General features: G+C 61.4%; 19 protein-coding genes and 1 other RNA gene. 11 read left to right on the top strand and 9 right to left on the bottom strand.

Annotation, left to right across the window (positions count from 1 at the left end; genetic code table 11):
* Positions 1 to 3: 3 nt before the first annotated feature.
* Entirely contained in the window at positions 4 to 567 is a 564-nt protein-coding gene (locus tag ACR0NY_RS08870) for a DUF4202 domain-containing protein (RefSeq protein ID WP_170357207.1), read from the bottom strand.
* A 201-nt stretch (positions 568 to 768) separates the two neighbouring features.
* Complete coding sequence (locus ACR0NY_RS08865) at positions 769 to 930, bottom strand: hypothetical protein (RefSeq protein ID WP_170340142.1); 162 nt, start codon at positions 928 to 930, stop codon at positions 769 to 771.
* A 227-nt stretch (positions 931 to 1,157) separates the two neighbouring features.
* On the opposite strand from ACR0NY_RS08865, the gene gatC reads away from it, so the two are divergent.
* From gatC to rnpB, 5 genes are all read left to right on the top strand, one after another.
* A complete protein-coding gene (gatC, locus tag ACR0NY_RS08860; RefSeq protein ID WP_005981734.1) occupies positions 1,158 to 1,445 on the top strand; it encodes an Asp-tRNA(Asn)/Glu-tRNA(Gln) amidotransferase subunit GatC in 288 nt (95 codons plus the stop codon).
* A gap of 3 nt (positions 1,446 to 1,448) precedes the next feature.
* Positions 1,449 to 2,936 (top strand): Asp-tRNA(Asn)/Glu-tRNA(Gln) amidotransferase subunit GatA, encoded by a 1,488-nt coding sequence (gatA, locus tag ACR0NY_RS08855; RefSeq protein WP_170368065.1) that lies wholly within the window; start codon positions 1,449 to 1,451, stop codon positions 2,934 to 2,936.
* A 40-nt stretch (positions 2,937 to 2,976) separates the two neighbouring features.
* The gene (locus ACR0NY_RS08850; protein WP_093964748.1) at positions 2,977 to 3,675 is read left to right on the top strand and encodes a hypothetical protein; all 699 of its coding nucleotides are present in this window, start codon (positions 2,977 to 2,979) and stop codon (positions 3,673 to 3,675) included.
* Positions 3,632 to 4,381 (top strand): N-acetylmuramoyl-L-alanine amidase, encoded by a 750-nt coding sequence (locus ACR0NY_RS08845; protein ID WP_367646336.1) that lies wholly within the window; start codon positions 3,632 to 3,634, stop codon positions 4,379 to 4,381. The genes ACR0NY_RS08850 and ACR0NY_RS08845 overlap by 44 nt, the downstream gene beginning before the upstream one ends.
* A gap of 12 nt (positions 4,382 to 4,393) precedes the next feature.
* An RNA gene (rnpB, locus tag ACR0NY_RS08840) (RNase P RNA component class A) lies at positions 4,394 to 4,809 on the top strand.
* A gap of 7 nt (positions 4,810 to 4,816) precedes the next feature.
* Here the strand turns inward: rnpB and ACR0NY_RS08835 are convergent.
* The 3 genes from ACR0NY_RS08835 to ACR0NY_RS08825 all read right to left on the bottom strand — a co-directional run bounded on the left by ACR0NY_RS08835 (position 4,817) and on the right by ACR0NY_RS08825 (position 6,703).
* Positions 4,817 to 5,149, bottom strand: a complete 333-nt coding sequence (locus ACR0NY_RS08835) for a GYD domain-containing protein (protein ID WP_170340147.1) — start codon at positions 5,147 to 5,149, stop codon at positions 4,817 to 4,819.
* A 77-nt stretch (positions 5,150 to 5,226) separates the two neighbouring features.
* Positions 5,227 to 6,087, bottom strand: coding sequence for a DUF2182 domain-containing protein (locus ACR0NY_RS08830; RefSeq protein ID WP_170340149.1), 861 nt, complete (start codon positions 6,085 to 6,087; stop codon positions 5,227 to 5,229).
* Positions 6,068 to 6,703, bottom strand: coding sequence for a DUF1326 domain-containing protein (locus tag ACR0NY_RS08825; protein WP_170368069.1), 636 nt, complete (start codon positions 6,701 to 6,703; stop codon positions 6,068 to 6,070). Before ACR0NY_RS08825 ends, ACR0NY_RS08830 begins: the two co-directional genes overlap by 20 nt.
* 292 nt (positions 6,704 to 6,995) lie before the next feature.
* Here ACR0NY_RS08825 and rpmG point away from each other — a divergent pair, with 292 nt between their 5' ends.
* Both rpmG and ACR0NY_RS08815 read left to right on the top strand, forming a co-directional pair.
* Positions 6,996 to 7,163 (top strand): 50S ribosomal protein L33, encoded by a 168-nt coding sequence (gene rpmG / locus ACR0NY_RS08820; protein WP_007799108.1) that lies wholly within the window; start codon positions 6,996 to 6,998, stop codon positions 7,161 to 7,163.
* A 218-nt stretch (positions 7,164 to 7,381) separates the two neighbouring features.
* Complete coding sequence (locus ACR0NY_RS08815) at positions 7,382 to 7,888, top strand: lipoprotein (protein WP_170340151.1); 507 nt, start codon at positions 7,382 to 7,384, stop codon at positions 7,886 to 7,888.
* A 139-nt stretch (positions 7,889 to 8,027) separates the two neighbouring features.
* Here the strand turns inward: ACR0NY_RS08815 and ACR0NY_RS08810 are convergent, their stop codons facing one another.
* Positions 8,028 to 8,765 (bottom strand): Bax inhibitor-1/YccA family protein, encoded by a 738-nt coding sequence (locus ACR0NY_RS08810; RefSeq protein WP_170340154.1) that lies wholly within the window; start codon positions 8,763 to 8,765, stop codon positions 8,028 to 8,030.
* 173 nt (positions 8,766 to 8,938) lie between these two features.
* Positions 8,939 to 9,154, bottom strand: coding sequence for a DUF1127 domain-containing protein (locus tag ACR0NY_RS08805; protein WP_093964754.1), 216 nt, complete (start codon positions 9,152 to 9,154; stop codon positions 8,939 to 8,941).
* A 127-nt stretch (positions 9,155 to 9,281) separates the two neighbouring features.
* Between ACR0NY_RS08805 and ACR0NY_RS08800 the strand changes: the two genes are divergently transcribed.
* Positions 9,282 to 10,163, top strand: coding sequence for a LysR family transcriptional regulator (locus tag ACR0NY_RS08800; protein ID WP_093965049.1), 882 nt, complete (start codon positions 9,282 to 9,284; stop codon positions 10,161 to 10,163).
* A gap of 5 nt (positions 10,164 to 10,168) precedes the next feature.
* On the opposite strand, the gene ACR0NY_RS08795 is transcribed toward ACR0NY_RS08800, so the two are convergent.
* Complete coding sequence (locus ACR0NY_RS08795) at positions 10,169 to 11,125, bottom strand: NADPH:quinone oxidoreductase family protein (RefSeq protein ID WP_170368071.1); 957 nt, start codon at positions 11,123 to 11,125, stop codon at positions 10,169 to 10,171.
* A gap of 301 nt (positions 11,126 to 11,426) precedes the next feature.
* On the opposite strand from ACR0NY_RS08795, the gene ACR0NY_RS08790 reads away from it, so the two are divergent.
* The 3 genes from ACR0NY_RS08790 to ACR0NY_RS08780 all read left to right on the top strand — a co-directional run bounded on the left by ACR0NY_RS08790 (position 11,427) and on the right by ACR0NY_RS08780 (position 14,082).
* Positions 11,427 to 11,798, top strand: a complete 372-nt coding sequence (locus tag ACR0NY_RS08790) for a helix-turn-helix domain-containing protein (protein WP_093964756.1) — start codon at positions 11,427 to 11,429, stop codon at positions 11,796 to 11,798.
* A 44-nt stretch (positions 11,799 to 11,842) separates the two neighbouring features.
* Positions 11,843 to 12,634: a histidinol-phosphatase gene (gene hisN / locus ACR0NY_RS08785; protein WP_170340760.1), complete on the top strand. Its 792-nt coding sequence runs from the start codon at positions 11,843 to 11,845 to the stop codon at positions 12,632 to 12,634.
* 113 nt (positions 12,635 to 12,747) lie between these two features.
* Positions 12,748 to 14,082, top strand: a complete 1,335-nt coding sequence (locus tag ACR0NY_RS08780) for an 8-oxoguanine deaminase (protein WP_170368073.1) — start codon at positions 12,748 to 12,750, stop codon at positions 14,080 to 14,082.
* Between the two features lie 7 nt (positions 14,083 to 14,089).
* Here ACR0NY_RS08780 and guaD read toward each other — a convergent pair whose 3' ends face one another.
* Positions 14,090 to 15,379, bottom strand: a complete 1,290-nt coding sequence (guaD, locus tag ACR0NY_RS08775) for a guanine deaminase (protein ID WP_170368076.1) — start codon at positions 15,377 to 15,379, stop codon at positions 14,090 to 14,092.
* Between the last annotated feature and the right edge of the window lie 42 nt (positions 15,380 to 15,421).

Below are 15,421 nucleotides of genomic sequence, written 5' to 3'. Positions count from 1 at the left end.
CCGTCAATCCTTGAAGGCGCTGGCTAGGTCTTCGGGTAGGTCGAACTCGTCCAGCACGCGTCGGCGCGCCTCGGCCGACATCTTGCGGGCGGTCTTTTCGACGATGCGCTGGATCTTTTCGTCCGAGTGTTTCGTGGCGAAGGGCGCAAAATACCATTTCAGAAAGACAAAGCAGATCACGTCCTCCAGCGCCTGAACGTCGTCGTCACGCTTGATGCCCTGTTTGCGCAACATGCGACGGGCGGCGTCGATCTCGGCCTGATCGTAACCGGCCTCGGACATCAACTCGGCCACGACCTGCGCGTGATGCTCGGCCTGGGCCTTGCGCCAGGCCAGATAGCCCGCGCGCCCTTCAGGGTATTCCGAGCGGGCCAGCTTCCAGCGCTCGACATGCTGGCCGCGGGCGGCGATCTGCAACGGCTCGGAGGCGTCGGGGAACAGTCGATCCAACTCAGCGCTCATCCGTTCGCCATAAAGCAGCGCGGCGGGGCGGCCGTCTTCCTGGGTGGGATCGGCCGAATTGGCCGTATCAATTGCATCCAGAACCTTCTGCTTGCGCTCTGTCATGGCATCTCCTGCTTTGGCAACGGCACCTCGGGACATTCGGTCATGCTGACCTGAAACTCTTGAGTGAATGAACGATAGAGCACCGTGCTTCAACAAAAAAGCGCCGACCCATTCAGGGCCGGCGGCGCCACGAGGGCAGGTGCAGGATCGGGGCGGAAAAAGGGGGGAGAACCGGCCCGATCCAACAGGGAAGCGGTAGGGTTAGTTGCGGAGCGAAGATTTCTCCTGGCTCACCTGGTCCGAGGGGTGCTGATCGGGGAAGGTCAGCGTCGGTGTCAGGTCGCCCATGGGAACCCCCAGCGCGAGCGCCGGTGCGGCAGCGGTTGTCAGAACAACGGACACAGCAATCAACATGCGTTTCATGATTATTCTCCGGACTGAACTGTTTCGTTCAGTACATAAAGTAACTTTTTGCGCCGGCTTCAATCGTCAAAGTGAACTAATTCGTTCACTTTTTTGCATAGCGGGTATTCAAAATTGTTTGGCTTGGCGGCAACCGCGTGGGCTTTGGACAAATCGCTGTGGCTCAGTGGTCTTGCGACTGCTGCATCAGACGGGTAAATGCCCCTGTAACGCATATGAGGTTTCCCATGTCGATTGACCAAAGCACCGCCGCCAAGGTGGCCAAACTGGCCCGGATCAAGGTCGAGGATGACGCGTTGCCCGCGCTGGCCTCGGAATTCAATACGATCCTGGGGTTCATCGAACAGCTGAACGAAGTTGACGTCGAAGGGGTCGAGCCGATGGTCTCGGTGACGCCGATGCGGCTGAAGCGGCGCGAGGACGTGGTGACCGACGGGAACATGCAGGACAAGATCCTGTCCAACGCCCCCGACGCGCGCGAGGGCTTTTTCGCGGTTCCCAAGGTGGTGGAGTAAGACATGTCCGATCTGAACAAACTGAGCCTTGCCGAGGCCCGCGACGCCCTGCGCAACAGAGATGTGACCTCGGTCGAGCTGACCGAGGCCTGCCTGAAGGCGATTGACGCAGCCGATGTCCTGAACGCTTTCGTACACAAGACCCCGGAAATCGCGCTGGAGCGTGCGAAGGCCGCAGACGAGCGGATCAAGGCGGGCGACGCGCCTGCCATGTGTGGCCTTCCGATCGGCATCAAGGATCTGTTCTGCACCAAGGGCGTGCCCTCGCAGGCTGCGTCCAAGATTCTGGACGGGTTCAAGCCCGAATACGAATCCACGGTCTCGCAGCAACTGGCCGATGCGGGCGCGGTGATGCTGGGCAAGCTGAACATGGACGAGTTCGCCATGGGTTCGTCCAACGAAACCTCGGTCTATGGCAATGCGGTGAACCCTTGGCGGCGCGGCAATGATGACGCGCAGCTGACCCCGGGCGGTTCCTCGGGTGGCTCGGCGTCTGCCGTCGCAGCCGATCTGTGCCTGGCAGCGACCGGAACCGACACCGGTGGCTCGATCCGGCAGCCCGCCGCCTTTACCGGAATCACCGGCATCAAGCCGACCTATGGCCGTTGCTCGCGCTGGGGCATCGTGGCCTTTGCGTCCTCGCTGGATCAGGCCGGGCCGATGACCAAGAACGTGCGCGATGCGGCCATCATGCTTGAGGCGATGTGCGGGCACGACCCGAAGGACTCGACCAGCGCAGAATTGGCTGTTCCGAATTTTGAGGCCATGCTGACCGGAGACATCAAGGGCAAGAAAATCGGCATTCCAAAGGAATACCGGATGGATGGCATGCCCGCCGAGATCGAAAAGCTCTGGGCCGATGGGGCCGAAATGCTGCGTGATGCGGGGGCCGAGATCGTCGACATCTCGCTGCCGCACACCAAATACGCGCTGCCCGCCTATTACGTGATCGCGCCGGCCGAGGCGTCGTCGAACCTGGCGCGCTATGACGGCGTGCGCTATGGCCGCCGTGCGCAGCTGGCGCAGGGCGACGGCATCACCGAGATGTATGAAAAGACCCGCGCCGAAGGCTTTGGCCACGAGGTGCAGCGCCGCGTCATGGTCGGCACCTACGTGCTGTCAGCCGGTTTCTATGACGCCTATTACAACCGCGCGCGCAAGGTGCGGACCCTGATCAAGAAAGACTTCGAGGATGTCTTTGCCGCAGGCGTCGATGCGATCCTGACACCGGCGACACCTTCGGCGGCGTTCGGTCTGGGCGAAATGACCGAGGCTGACCCGGTGCAGATGTATCTGAACGACGTGTTCACCGTGACCGTCAACCTCGCGGGTCTTCCAGGCATCTCGGTTCCCGCCGGTCTTGACGGGCAGGGCTTGCCGCTGGGGCTGCAGCTGATCGGTCGTCCGTGGGAAGAAGGTGACCTTCTGAATACCGCCTACGCGCTTGAGAATGCCGCCGGGTTTGTGGCCAAGCCGGGCAAATGGTGGTAACCCTCAGGCAGCGGTAACAACGCGAGGACGGAGCAGTTCCATGCGCAAAATGCTTCTCATTCCGGCCTTCGGGTTCGTCGCGGCTTGCGATACCGTGGCACCAGTCACGGACTCCGGCTTCAATACGCCGCAGTATCAGGCCGAACGCGAGGCGCAGCTGGCCGGGCAGGGCGCAGCAGGCAACCCGCTGCTGCCGCCCCCGGCCATTTCGCAGGAGCAGTTGAATGCCGAAGCCGGTCCCGCCCCCTTCACGACGGGCGACAGCGCCACGGACATTGCCAACCAGACTGCGGCGGCATTGGCGAGCACATCGGCTCAGCCGACTGCACCGGTGGCTGTAAGCTCAAACGGCATTTCGAACGAGCAGGATTTCGCAGCGGTTTCAAGCAGCCGCAGCATCCAGGATGATGCCGCGCTGATTCAGCAGAACCGTCAGACATACGAGGTTGTCGCGCCGACAGCAGTTCCGCAGCGCGGGTCGGACGGACAGCCCAATATCGTCCAATATGCTCTGACCACGACCAACCCAGTAGGCACACAACTCTATAGCCGAGCCGGGTTCAATTTGCAGGCCAAGGCACAACGCAATTGCGCGGGCTACGCATCGCCCGACCAGGCCCAGATCGATTTCCTGGCCAATGGTGGCCCCCAGCGCGACCGCAAGGGCCTGGACCCGGATGGCGACGGATTTGCCTGTGGCTGGGACCCCAGCCCATTCCGCAGTGCCGTCGGCAACTGAACTCTCGCCGATCTGGCACCCATCCCCCAATTTCGGCCCCCGCCGAGATGGGTTGAAGCCGTCGCTGGTGGTGCTTCACTACACCGCGATGAACGGCGCTCAAGCCGCGCTGGAGCGTTTGTGCGACCCGGACTCCGAGGTATCGGCCCACTATCTGATCGGCTGCGACGGAACGCTCTGGCAGATGGTCCGTGAGGAAGATCGCGCCTGGCACGCCGGTGCAGGTGCATGGCGGGGGTTCAGCGACATCAATTCCCGCTCCATCGGGATCGAACTCGACAATCGCGGCGATCATCCTTTCTCCGAACCGCAGATGGCGGTGCTGGAAAACCTGCTTTCACATCTGCAAGAGCGGTTGGGGATCAAGCCCTCGAACGTTATCGCCCATTCGGACATGGCCCCCGAGCGAAAGTTTGATCCCGGTCCCAAGTTTGATTGGGATCGTCTCGCGCACCAGAAACTGGCGGCCGGGCCGGCCGTTCTGAAGGGTATATACCTTGAAGAAATGCAGCCAGACGACGAATACTTTGCATTGGTTGCGATGAGGGCCGGGTATCCCAAAGCCCCTATAGCTGATCTGCTGAAAGCGTTCCGAAGCCGGTTTGCCCCGTGGCGGCGCGGGCCCCTGTCCAAGAAGGATATGGGCGACATCGAACGACTGGCTGCCTTGATGGAACACCTTGACGGTATTCGGGTGGACGTTTAACCCGGCAACCGCGCGGAGGGCCGGATGGCCGCTGGGGCTCAGGCCCGAGAGGAAAGTCCGGACTCCACAAGGCAACGGTGCCGGGTAACGCCCGGGCGGGGAAACCCGACGGAAAGCGCCACAGAAAACAGACCGCCATGACGGATCGGAGGTTCGCCTCTGGCACATCATGGCAAGGGTGAAACGGTGGAGTAAGAGCCCACCGCGCCGCTGGCAACAGCGGCGGCACGGCAAGCCCCACCGGGAGCAATGCCGAATAGGGTCCCCGCGCGGGCCGGTCGGCGTCAGCCGATACCGCCGCTAGGCTCGCCTTGGCCGAGAGGGACCGGGTTGGCAGCTCGAGCCGCGCAGCAATGCTCGGCCTAGAGGAATGGTCATCGAAGGGGGCAACCCCGGAACAGGATCCGGCTTACAGGCCCTCCGCGCGTATTTTCTTCATCCTCCGGGCGGCGTGTAGGCCGCGACCAGTTTCGCGGCTTTCTCGGTGATGGCAACAAATTCGTCGGCCGACCAGGCCCGAACCGTCTCGACCCGCGAAACCGCCCCCGAAGCCGCAACGGCCATACCGACTGCCACGGCATCCGTTCCGTCCGGAGCTTCGCTGATGACCACCACGTCATTGCTTCCGGTCGTCACGTAGAAGGCCAGCAGTTTGCCGCCAACCTTCTCCAGCAGCGCCGCCACCGGCCCGGTGCGGTTTTCCGGTTTCTTCAGCATCCCTTTGACACCGGCGTTGGAATAAGAGGCATAGGTGATGAAGACAGGCATGACGATCTCCTCGTGAATGAAATGTGCAGAGCGCTCCAATTGGCCGGCTCCTTGGCCCGGAAGACAGGCTTGCCGCATCAAACCAATGCGGTGATCGACACCCAGGCTCCCAATCCGATCAAAACGACACCGACGACCGGCGTCAGCCATCCCGCCCGGGGCAACAGCTTTTCCAGCGCGACGTAGACGGCGATTGTGACGATCCACCAAAGGTTCATGATGCCGCCGACGAACAGCAGTGCCATCAAGGCCCAGCAGCAGCCCAAGCAGTAGGCTCCGTGCAGGGCGCCGCATCGAAACGCACCCCAATGCCCGGGCCGGTTGTGGCGGGTCAGAAAGGCAGCCGGGCTCTGACAATGGCGGAGGCACGCGGATTTCAACCCGCTGAACTGATACATCCCGGCAGCACAGAGAACGATGCCCGCCAAGATTCCGGACCGGATGGTCATCATCGGGCCATCCATCGCTCCGATCTGTTGCAGGCCCCATTGCAGTCCGGTTGCCCCAAGGCTGAACACGGCCCAGGCAAAAAGATACCCCGACAGAAAGGCCAATCCGAAGCTGGCGCTGCGCTGCCTGTCGGGTCCAACCCGTTTCAACGCCACAAACAATAGGGCAGTCGGGGCCGCGCTGGGCGTCATCATTGCGACCATCATCACCCACCACATGGCAAAGACCAATGCGGCGTACCAAAGCGTCCAGACGGCACCGGCCCCCATCGGCATGGGCTGGCCAATTGGACCGGCCATCCGAGTCATCTCGACGGCCGACATCTGCATCCCGACACCGGCGACCGTGTACCAGACCGCACCCGAAACGATCAGAAGGACACTTCCAGCGACGATCAGACGTTCTTTTCGCAGTACTCGCTCGAGGCTGATCGTTCGGGCAGGGCGGGCCTGTTCCGACGCGTCTGCACTATGGCCCGACAACGCCATGACCTGAGATGTTTAAATGCGCCAGATGGGCATGTGAGGACTCGAAGGTCAGGTCTATGGCTGAACCGCTTGTCCTGGCCGTTCCCGAGGCGACCTCGGCGTGGCGGTATTCGAATCCATGCGGCAACTGGATCGACGCGCGATGCGGTTGGCCCGAGACGATATGTGCGATCGGCTTGACGTCCACATCGAACACGTTCTTGACCTTCGCGTAGCCGGTCCGGTCTTCGCGGCTCCAGTTCACGTCGATTTCAGCAAACAGTGTCTCTTGCTTGGTCGGCGCCATGGCGCTGTAGACATACCACATGGTGGCCATTTCATCGGTGTCCTCACCGGACATGATGGCCTGCAGGGCGGCCCGCTGATCGGCGTCCGCCCGTTCGTCGATGATCAGTTGCATCTGCCCGTTGCCCTCGTGAATCGGGCCTGGCCAGTGGTAGACACCCGCAGCCCGCAGGCCGGAAAGATCCGTGTCCCCGTAGTGGCCGCTTGTGATGTCAAAGACGACCACGGCCTCGCAATTCCCGTGACTGGGCAGGCTGCTGAACTGGCAGGGGCAACCGAAATCACAGTTGCAATTGGCCAGCGTCTCGCCCTGAAGTTTCCATTCTGTCATGATTTCCCCCAAGCAGACGTGCAAGAAAACTCTGCTGACAGAGGGTCTTGCCCGGTTTCGCTGCCTCACGCCGCACAACCTTGGACCGCGGCGTTCTGGGATGCTGTGACGCGATCATATCACGAAACCGTGATCTGTCCAAACCGGGCGCTGATCCACTGTGTGTCGGATACTGTGATTTGTGTTGAAACACCGCCGATTCCGGTTGACTCGGGCGCGCGACCGGGTAAAAGCGCACGCTCATAGGAATTCAACCGAAAGGCCCCTGCCTTTCCGGACGCAGGAGATAACCATGGCGAAGCCGACGACAATCAAGATCCGTCTGAACTCGACCGCGGGCACGGGCCACTTCTACGTGACCAAAAAGAACGCTCGCACCATGACCGAGAAAATGACCGTTCGTAAATACGACCCGGTCGTTCGGAAACATGTCGAGTACAAAGAAGGCAAGATCAAGTAATCTGCCTTTTTCGACGTGAAAGCTTAAGGGGTTCTGCTTCGGCAGGACCCTTTTTCGTTGTTTTGACCGGGTCGTGTGGTCCTCAAGCCGCCTGAACCGGCCGTTTCGGGCCGTTGCAGAGGCGCATCAGGCCGACAGGTATTCTGATTGGTGTTGGCTTGCTTTTTTGCCCCGCCTGCCAGTACGGTTCAGCAAACCGCCACAAAATGTTGAGCGCCATGAAAAAAATCTTGTTGCCCGCAATCGCCATTCTGACACTTTCGGCCTGTGAGGACCCGTTCAACCGCCAAGGCGTCGGGTTCACCGGCATTGATGGCGAACCAAGAACCGTTTCGGACGTCAAAGGCGCCGTTGCCTTTGTTCCGCCTGCTACGAACGTCCCGGCTGAGTTGGCTGAATTGCCGACCATTCAGGCCAGCACTGACAAGACAGAATTCGACAAGGTCGCTGGCGTTGCCATCGACAATGGCGGACGGTCCGACACTACTGCCGTTCAGTTGACCGGCAGCAGCAGTACCATGTTCCTGAGCACGGTGAGCGTGAACGGAACCCTGTTCGGCGTGTTGCGCACCGAAAACAACAGCACCAAGGTGGACAACTCGGTTGGGGCCGCGTTCGGCAGCCAGACCGAACGCTTTACAGGCTGTCTGCCTGCGGGCGACGTATACCGCAAAGGCGGCTCGTCGCGCAGCTCGGGTTTCGCGGTTCCGCTGAACTGCAGCTGATCGGATCTTTTGCGATTACAATGATGAAAGGCCCTTGCCATTTGGCTGGGGCCTTTTTCTTTGGGCTGGCTTTGCTGGCGCCGGAACAAAAAAGGGCGGGCCTTGCGGGCCCGCCCTTTGATTTGGTGCTCCGGCAGTCTTACTCGCGATTGCCGAGCAGCTGCAGCAGGAACATGAACATGTTGATGAAGTCCAGGTACAGGTTCAGCGCGCCCATGATGGCGGCTTTGCCCAGCCACTCCTGATCGCCCGCATGGGCCATCTGGATGTAGGTGGTCTTGATCTTCTGCGTGTCATAGGCGGTGAGGCCCGCAAAGATCAGAACGCCCAGGATCGACACGGCGAACATGATGGCCGGCGATTGCAGGAACAGGTTGATGACCATTGCCACGATCAGGCCGATCACACCCATCATCAGGAACGTGCCCATACCGGACAGGTCCTTCTTGGTGACGTAACCATACAGCGACAGACCGGCAAAGGCGATCGAGGTCACAAGAAAGACCTGGGCGATCGAAATGCCAGTGAAGGCCACGAAGATCCAGCTGAGCGACAGGCCCATCACCGCCGCGAAGGCGTAGAAGAACAGTTGAGCGCCAGCTGCGCTGAGGCGGTTGATGGCCGCGCCGAAGGCAAACACCATGATCAGCGGAGCGAACATGACGATCCAGCCCAGAATGTTCGGGCTGAGGGTCACCGGATCGCGGAATACTGACAACAGCTGCGGGCTGGTGCCGACGGCCCATGCAACCGCAAAGGTGATCAGCATGCCCACGGACATCGTGCCGTAGACCTTGTTCATGTGGGCGCGCAGGCCCTCGTCAATCTCGGCAGCGCGCGCGCCAGTCGCCGTCCGGATCGTATCGAATTGTGCCATAGAGGTCTCCCTTGAATTCAGCTTTCAGCCCCCGGTTGCGGGGCGATTTCCCTGCAAATATCGGAGAGTGTAGCGCATGTTTCAAGGGTTTTGGGGCCAAAACTCAGCAATATGGTCAACAATTTCAGCGCCGCTTTGGAAGGTGGCGCTGAAATCCGTTGCAGGCCGTGCATTCAGGGCCGCTTGCGCCAGGTTTCGGGCGCGTCCCAGAACGGGCGGGATGCTTCTGTCAGGGCCTCTGATCGGGTGATCCCGATGTCTTGCAGGGCGCGGTCATCCAGCCGGGCCAGCTCCCGCCGTTGATGAGCGGCCGCAAGCATGCGCTGAAGCCAATTGCCCGTTTTGATCGATGCCGAGGCACAGGGTCGGTGTGCAGCGATTTGGGTCATGACTTGTGTCCTTTCATCGGTCTGTGATGTAAATCTGTTTTCTTATCAGCTTCCTTGAACTATATGGCGGGTTGTGGCATATTTTAAAAATGAATGTTTTTGAATTCATCCATAAGGATTGTTGATGATGCGGAACCTAGACATCACCACCCTGCGCTCATTCGTGGCGGTCGCGGACCACGGGGGCGTGACGCGTGCCGCCGGTTTCCTGCATCTGACACAGTCGGCTGTGTCCATGCAGCTGAAACGTCTGGAAGAGCTGTTGGGCCTGGAATTGCTGGACCGGTCTGGGCGCACCATCGCGTTGACGGCCTCTGGCGAACAGCTGTTGGCTTATGCCCGGCGAATGGTGGCGTTGAACGACGAGGTCATCTCGAAGCTGACCGATCAGGCCTTTGAGGGCGAGGTGGTGCTTGGGGTGCCGCACGATATCGTCTACCCGGCCATTCCACGGGTTCTGCAGCGGTTCAATGCTGACTTCCCGCGCGTGCGGGTGCAGTTGGTTTCGTCCTATTCAATCCAGTTGAAAGAGATGTTTCGGCGTGGTGAATGTGACGTGATCCTGACGACCGAGGCTGCGAATTCGGACGGCGGTGAAACCATTGCAGAGCTGCCTCTGCGCTGGATCGGCGCGTCAGGAGGCTCGGCTTGGCGACGGCGGCCGCTTCCGTTGGCGCTGGGTCGGCGCTGCCTCTTCCGGCCTCAGGTCATTGCCGCCTTGGATGCAGCAGGCATTCCATGGGAGCTGTCGGTTGAAACCGAGAACGACCGCACGATCGAGGCAACCGTCAGCGCGGACCTCGCCGTCCACGCCATGCTTGAGGGGACCGAGGCGGCACATCTGGAGAAGATCGATTCAGGTGGGGTTCTGCCCGAGTTGCCGGCGCATATGATCAACCTTTACGGAGGCGATCAGGGGCGCGGCGAAGTGGTGGAGGCCCTCGCTGCGCTGGTGCGGCAGAACTTCCACATGCTTGGTGGTACACCACTGCGCGCCGTGGTGGGCTGATCCGGTCAGATCGTGATGACGACTTTCCCGGTCGACTTTCGTTCCTTCAGCAGAGCCATGCCCTGCGCCACTTCGGACAGCGGCAGGCTGTGGCTGATATGGGGCCGGATGCGTCCCTCGGCATGCCAGGCAAAGAGGGTCTCAAAGCTGTTGCGAACGACCTCGGGCCGGAACCTCAGATAGCCACCGATGTAGAACCCGATCACGGTCAGGTTCTTCACCAGCAAATGATTGGCCGGTATCTGCGGGACTTCGCCGCCGGCAAAACCTATCGGCAGCAGGCGGCCTTCGGGATTGGTCGCCCGGAAGGCAGCCTTGAACACGTCGCCACCGATGGCGTCATAGACAACGTCTGCGCCACCCAATGCCAGCACGCGCTCGCGCAGATCTTCGTCCGCGTCGATCAGGTGATCGGCCCCGGCCGCGCGGGCGACCGCCAGTTTATCGGCGCCACGGGCCTGTGCGATCACCGTCGCGCCCATAAGCTTGCCGATCTCGACCGCCGTCAGCCCGACCCCGCCGGCGGCACCGGTTACCAACAGAGTCTCGCCCGGCTGCAGTCGCGCCCGATGGTCCAGCGCCATATGGCTGGTGCCGTAGGCGATCTGGATGGCTGCCGCGTCTTCAAAGCTGCACGACTGGGGGATGAGCACGGCACGGTCGGCGTCAAAAACCCCGTATTGCGCCAATCCGCCCTGGCCTGAGTATACCGCGACCCGGTCTCCGGGCTTCAGATGGCTGACCCCTGCGCCGACCGCGTCTACGACCCCCGCAACCTCAAGCCCCAATGTGAAAGGGGCCGCTGGCGTATCCTGATACGTGCCCTTCTGCATCAGAAGATCGGCAAAGTTCAGCCCGCAGGCGCGAATGGCCACGCGGATCTGGCCTTCGGCGGGTGCGGGCACGGGTATCTCGCGCAATTTGGCCTGCTCTCCGGCAGACTGGATCTGGTAGGCCAGCATCTCAAATCTCCATGTTGGCGCCATTGATCGGGGCCGCCCCTGACTTGTCAATCATTCCGGAAGGGAACGGCCCGGGCGTCGTTGTCGCACTGGCCAAATCGTGCACAACCGTAAACCTTCCTTCGGGCGCGCAGATTCAACCATCTTGAAAATTTTCCAAAAAGCGGCAATATTGCTTGTCAGTGCTGTTTCGGGGGGCACGTTCCGTATTAGAGAGTTTTTTACAAGCGTCTCGCTAGTGTGCGGTCATGGTTCAGTTAGCGTTTTCCCGGGCGGTTGTGTGTAACAGAGGAGAATACCAATGACCCATCACGTCGATGTCCATGTGGGCAAGCGCGTACGGCATCGCCGCTGGTTGATTGGCATGACGCAGCAGCAGCTGGCACAGCAGGTCGGTATCAAGTTCCAGCAGATCCAGAAATACGAAACCGGGGCCAACCGCATCAGCGCATCACGCCTGTGGGATATTGCCGAAGCTCTGGACGTTCCGGTCAGCTTTTTCTTTGAAGGTCTGGAGGACGCCCAGAAGGAAGACTCGGGCAAGAAATCGGTTCCTGCTGACCTGATGGGCGACAAGGAAGCGTTGGATCTGGTTCGGTCCTATTACGCGATCCCGGAAAACCAGCGCCGCCGCCTGTTTGAGCTTGCGCGCGTTCTCAGCGACGTGGCCTGAGACCGGGACTTGACTTCGCACAGGGCTAAGCGCACCAGTGGCGCATGACCAAAGCCTCTGCAAGTGACCTTGAAGTTGCCGAGAAAATGGCCGACGCGGCGCGTGCGGCCATTTTGCCGTATTTTCGCCAGTCGAATCTTGAAACCTCAAACAAGCTGCAAGGCGGGTATGACCCGGTGACCGTGGCTGATCGCGCAGCCGAGCAGGCCATGCGATCCGTTCTGGCCGAGCTGCGCCCCGACGACGGCATCTTGGGCGAAGAGTACGGTGCGGTCGAAGGCAAATCGGGGCGAACCTGGGTGTTGGACCCGATCGACGGCACCCGCGGTTTCGTCAGCGGCACACCGACATGGGGCGTTCTGATCGCGCTAGGCGACGATAGCGGGCCGATCATGGGGGTGATTGACCAACCCTATATCGGCGAACGGTTTGTGGGTCATGCAGACGGTGCGTTCATGACCGGTCCTCTGGGCAGAACGAGCTTGGCGACCCGCCGGACGGATGCCCTGCGGGACGCAATCCTGTTCACGACATTCCCCGAAGTTGGCACGACCGCCGAAGGAGACGCCTTTCGCGCCGTGGCCGGACAGGTGCAACTGACGCGCTACGGCATGGACTGCTACGCATACGCGCTGCTGGCGGCCGGGCAGGTCGACCTGGTGATTGAGGCTGGACTGAACGCGTATGACATTCAGGCACCGATCGCGGTGATCAAGGCGGCCGGTGGCGTCGTGACCGACTGGCAGGGCGGGCCGGCCCATCAGGGGGGGCGGGCACTGGCGGCTGCGAACCCAGAGATCCACGCCGCGGCCCTCGAGATTCTGCGCGACTTCTGACGACGGTTGCCGCTGCGGCCGCGATTGATTAGGGTCTATGCGCCGGTTCTTGCGCCCGTTTTCCACCGGCACACGCATTTCTGGCATGAGGCGGGCAGATGCAGGAGTGCGAGATGCCCGAAATCCTTCTTAGAAACGCCGATGCGATCCTGACCATGGACGACAACCGGCAAGAACTGGCCGGCGCCGATTTGCTGATCTGTGACGGGCAAATTGCCCGCATCGGCCAAGGTTTGACCACCGACGGAGAGGTGCATGACCTTGGCGGCTGTGTCGTGACGCCGGGGTTGGTCAATACCCACCACCATCTCTACCAGACACTGACCCGAGCTGTTCCCGCGGGCCAGGATGCGCTGCTGTTCGGCTGGCTGCAGACGCTCTATCCGATCTGGGCGCGGTTCGGTCCTGACGAAATGTTCACTTCGGCTCAGATCGGTCTGGCCGAGTTGGCCTTGTCGGGCTGTACGCTCAGTTCCGACCATCTGTACCTGTATCCGAATGGGTCACGCTTGGATGACACGATCGCGGCCGCTGCGGAGGTGGGGCTGCGGTTCCATCCGACCCGCGGCGCGATGAGCATCGGCGAAAGCGACGGCGGTCTGCCGCCCGATACGTTGGTCGAGGCCGAGGCCGACATCCTGAATGACATGATCCGTGTGGTCGACGCGTTCCATGACCCGTCCGAAGGCTCAATGTGCAGGGTTGGACTTGCGCCCTGTTCGCCCTTCTCGGTCAGTCGGGATCTGATGCGCGACGCCGCACTGCTGGCACGGGACAAGGGGGTCATGCTGCACACCCATCTGGCGGAAAACGACGAGGATATCCTGTATTCGGAATCCCAGTTCGGCTGTCGACCCGGCCAGTATGCCGAGGAACTTGGCTGGACCGGCCCCGATGTCTGGCACGCCCATTGCGTGAAGCTGGACGGGGCAGAGATCGACCTGTTCTCTCGGTCACGCACCGGGGTTGCGCACTGTCCCTGCTCGAATTGCCGTCTGGGCTCGGGGATCGCACCTGTGCGCGCGATGCGTGACAACGGGGTCAGGGTTGGCTTGGGTGTTGACGGTTCCGCAAGCAACGACAGCGGCAACCTGATGGCCGAGGCGCGGCAGGCGATGCTTCTGCAACGCGTGGCGAACGGTGCCGATGCCATGTCCGCGCGCGAAGCTCTGGAAATTGCGACGCGGGGTGGGGCGGACGTGCTGAACCGGCCGGACTGCGGCCGCCTGATGCCGGGCAAACGTGCCGATATCGCTGTTTGGGACACAAGGGGTGTGGAGTGCGCGGGCAGTTGGGACCCGGCTGCTCTGCTGCTGGCAGGTCCGGTGCACGTCAAACACCTGTTTGTCGAGGGGCGACAGGTCGTCCGGGACGGCAACATTGCTACATTTGACCTGCCGCGCGCGATCGAACGGCAGAACAGGTTGGCCCTCGCCTTGCAGGGCTGATCTGCCTTCAGGTCGAAACGCGCCGTCCGCCGATCCACACATCGGCGATGGCGCGGTCGTCGCCCATCATGATTGTCGGGAACACCGCCTCCCAAAGGGACTCGGCATTGGCTTCTCGCTGGGCAATCGCGGGGGTCGAGGCGAGGTCGAGCACGATCAGGTCCGCCTCCATTCCGGGGGCGATATTGCCGATGCGGTCGTCCATCCGCAGCGACCGGGCCGAGCCTGCGGTGCCCAGCCACAGCAGTTGCGCCGGGTGCAGCGGATGTCCGCGCAATTGGCCGATTTCATAGGCGGCCGCCATGGTCCGCAACATGGAAAAGCTGGACCCGCCGCCGGTGTCGGTTGCCAGGCCGATACGATGGCCATCCCGCATCAGCCCGTGCAAATCGAACAGACCCGAACCGATGAAAGTGTTCGAGGTGGGGCAATGGATCAGCGACGCATCGACCTCACGCAGGCGGTCTCGCTCGCGCGGTTCCAGGTGGATCACGTGGCCATAGAGGCCGTTCGCGCCGAGCAACCCGAACTTTTCGTAGGTGTCCAGGTAGTCACGCGCCTCGGGGAACAGCGACCGAACCCATTCGATTTCGTCCGTCTGCTCGCTGAGATGCGTCTGCAAGAGACAATCGGGGTGTTCCGCCCAAAGCGCGCCCATCGCCTCAAGCTGTTCTGGGGTCGAGGTCGGGGAAAACCGCGGCGTGATCGCATAGGCTATCCGGTCGACATCTTGCCACTTTTCGATCAGAGCCTTGGACTGGTCATAGGCTGCTTGAGCCGTGTCCCGAAGACCTTCGGGCGCGTTGCGGTCCATGCAGGTCTTGCCGGCCACGACACGCTGACCGCGCTCCTGGGCGGCCGTGAAAAAGGCATCGACGCTTTCGGGATGAATGGTGCAGAAACTGCACATGGTCGTGGTGCCGTGTGCGGCGGTCAGGTCAAGATACCGGTTCGAAATCTCGGCTGCGTAGGCTGCATCACCGAACTTCATCTCTTCTGGAAAGGTGTAGGTGTTCAGCCAATCAATCAGCCGTTTGCCCCAACTCGCGATCATCGCCGTCTGGGGATAGTGGACATGGGGGTCGACAAAACCAGCCAGGATCAGGTTTTCGCCATGGTGATGAATGGCGGCCTCGGGGTGCGCGGTTTGCAGGTCAACGGTACTTCCCAACTCCCGGATTTTCCCGCCCTCGATCAGAACGGCTTCGTGCAGCCGGACCGCCTGATCCGGTTGCGTTTCGAAGGGGGAGTGTTCGAAACTCAGTACGCGCCCTGTCAAAAGCGTCTTTTGCGCCATCCGCCTTGATCTCCGCCTTGGTGAATCCGGCTTGCAGCATAG

The organism is Ruegeria sp. BJ5, assembly GCF_056537865.1.
Note: the sequence above shows the minus strand (reverse complement) of the source record. Positions and strands in the feature narration are given on the sequence as shown.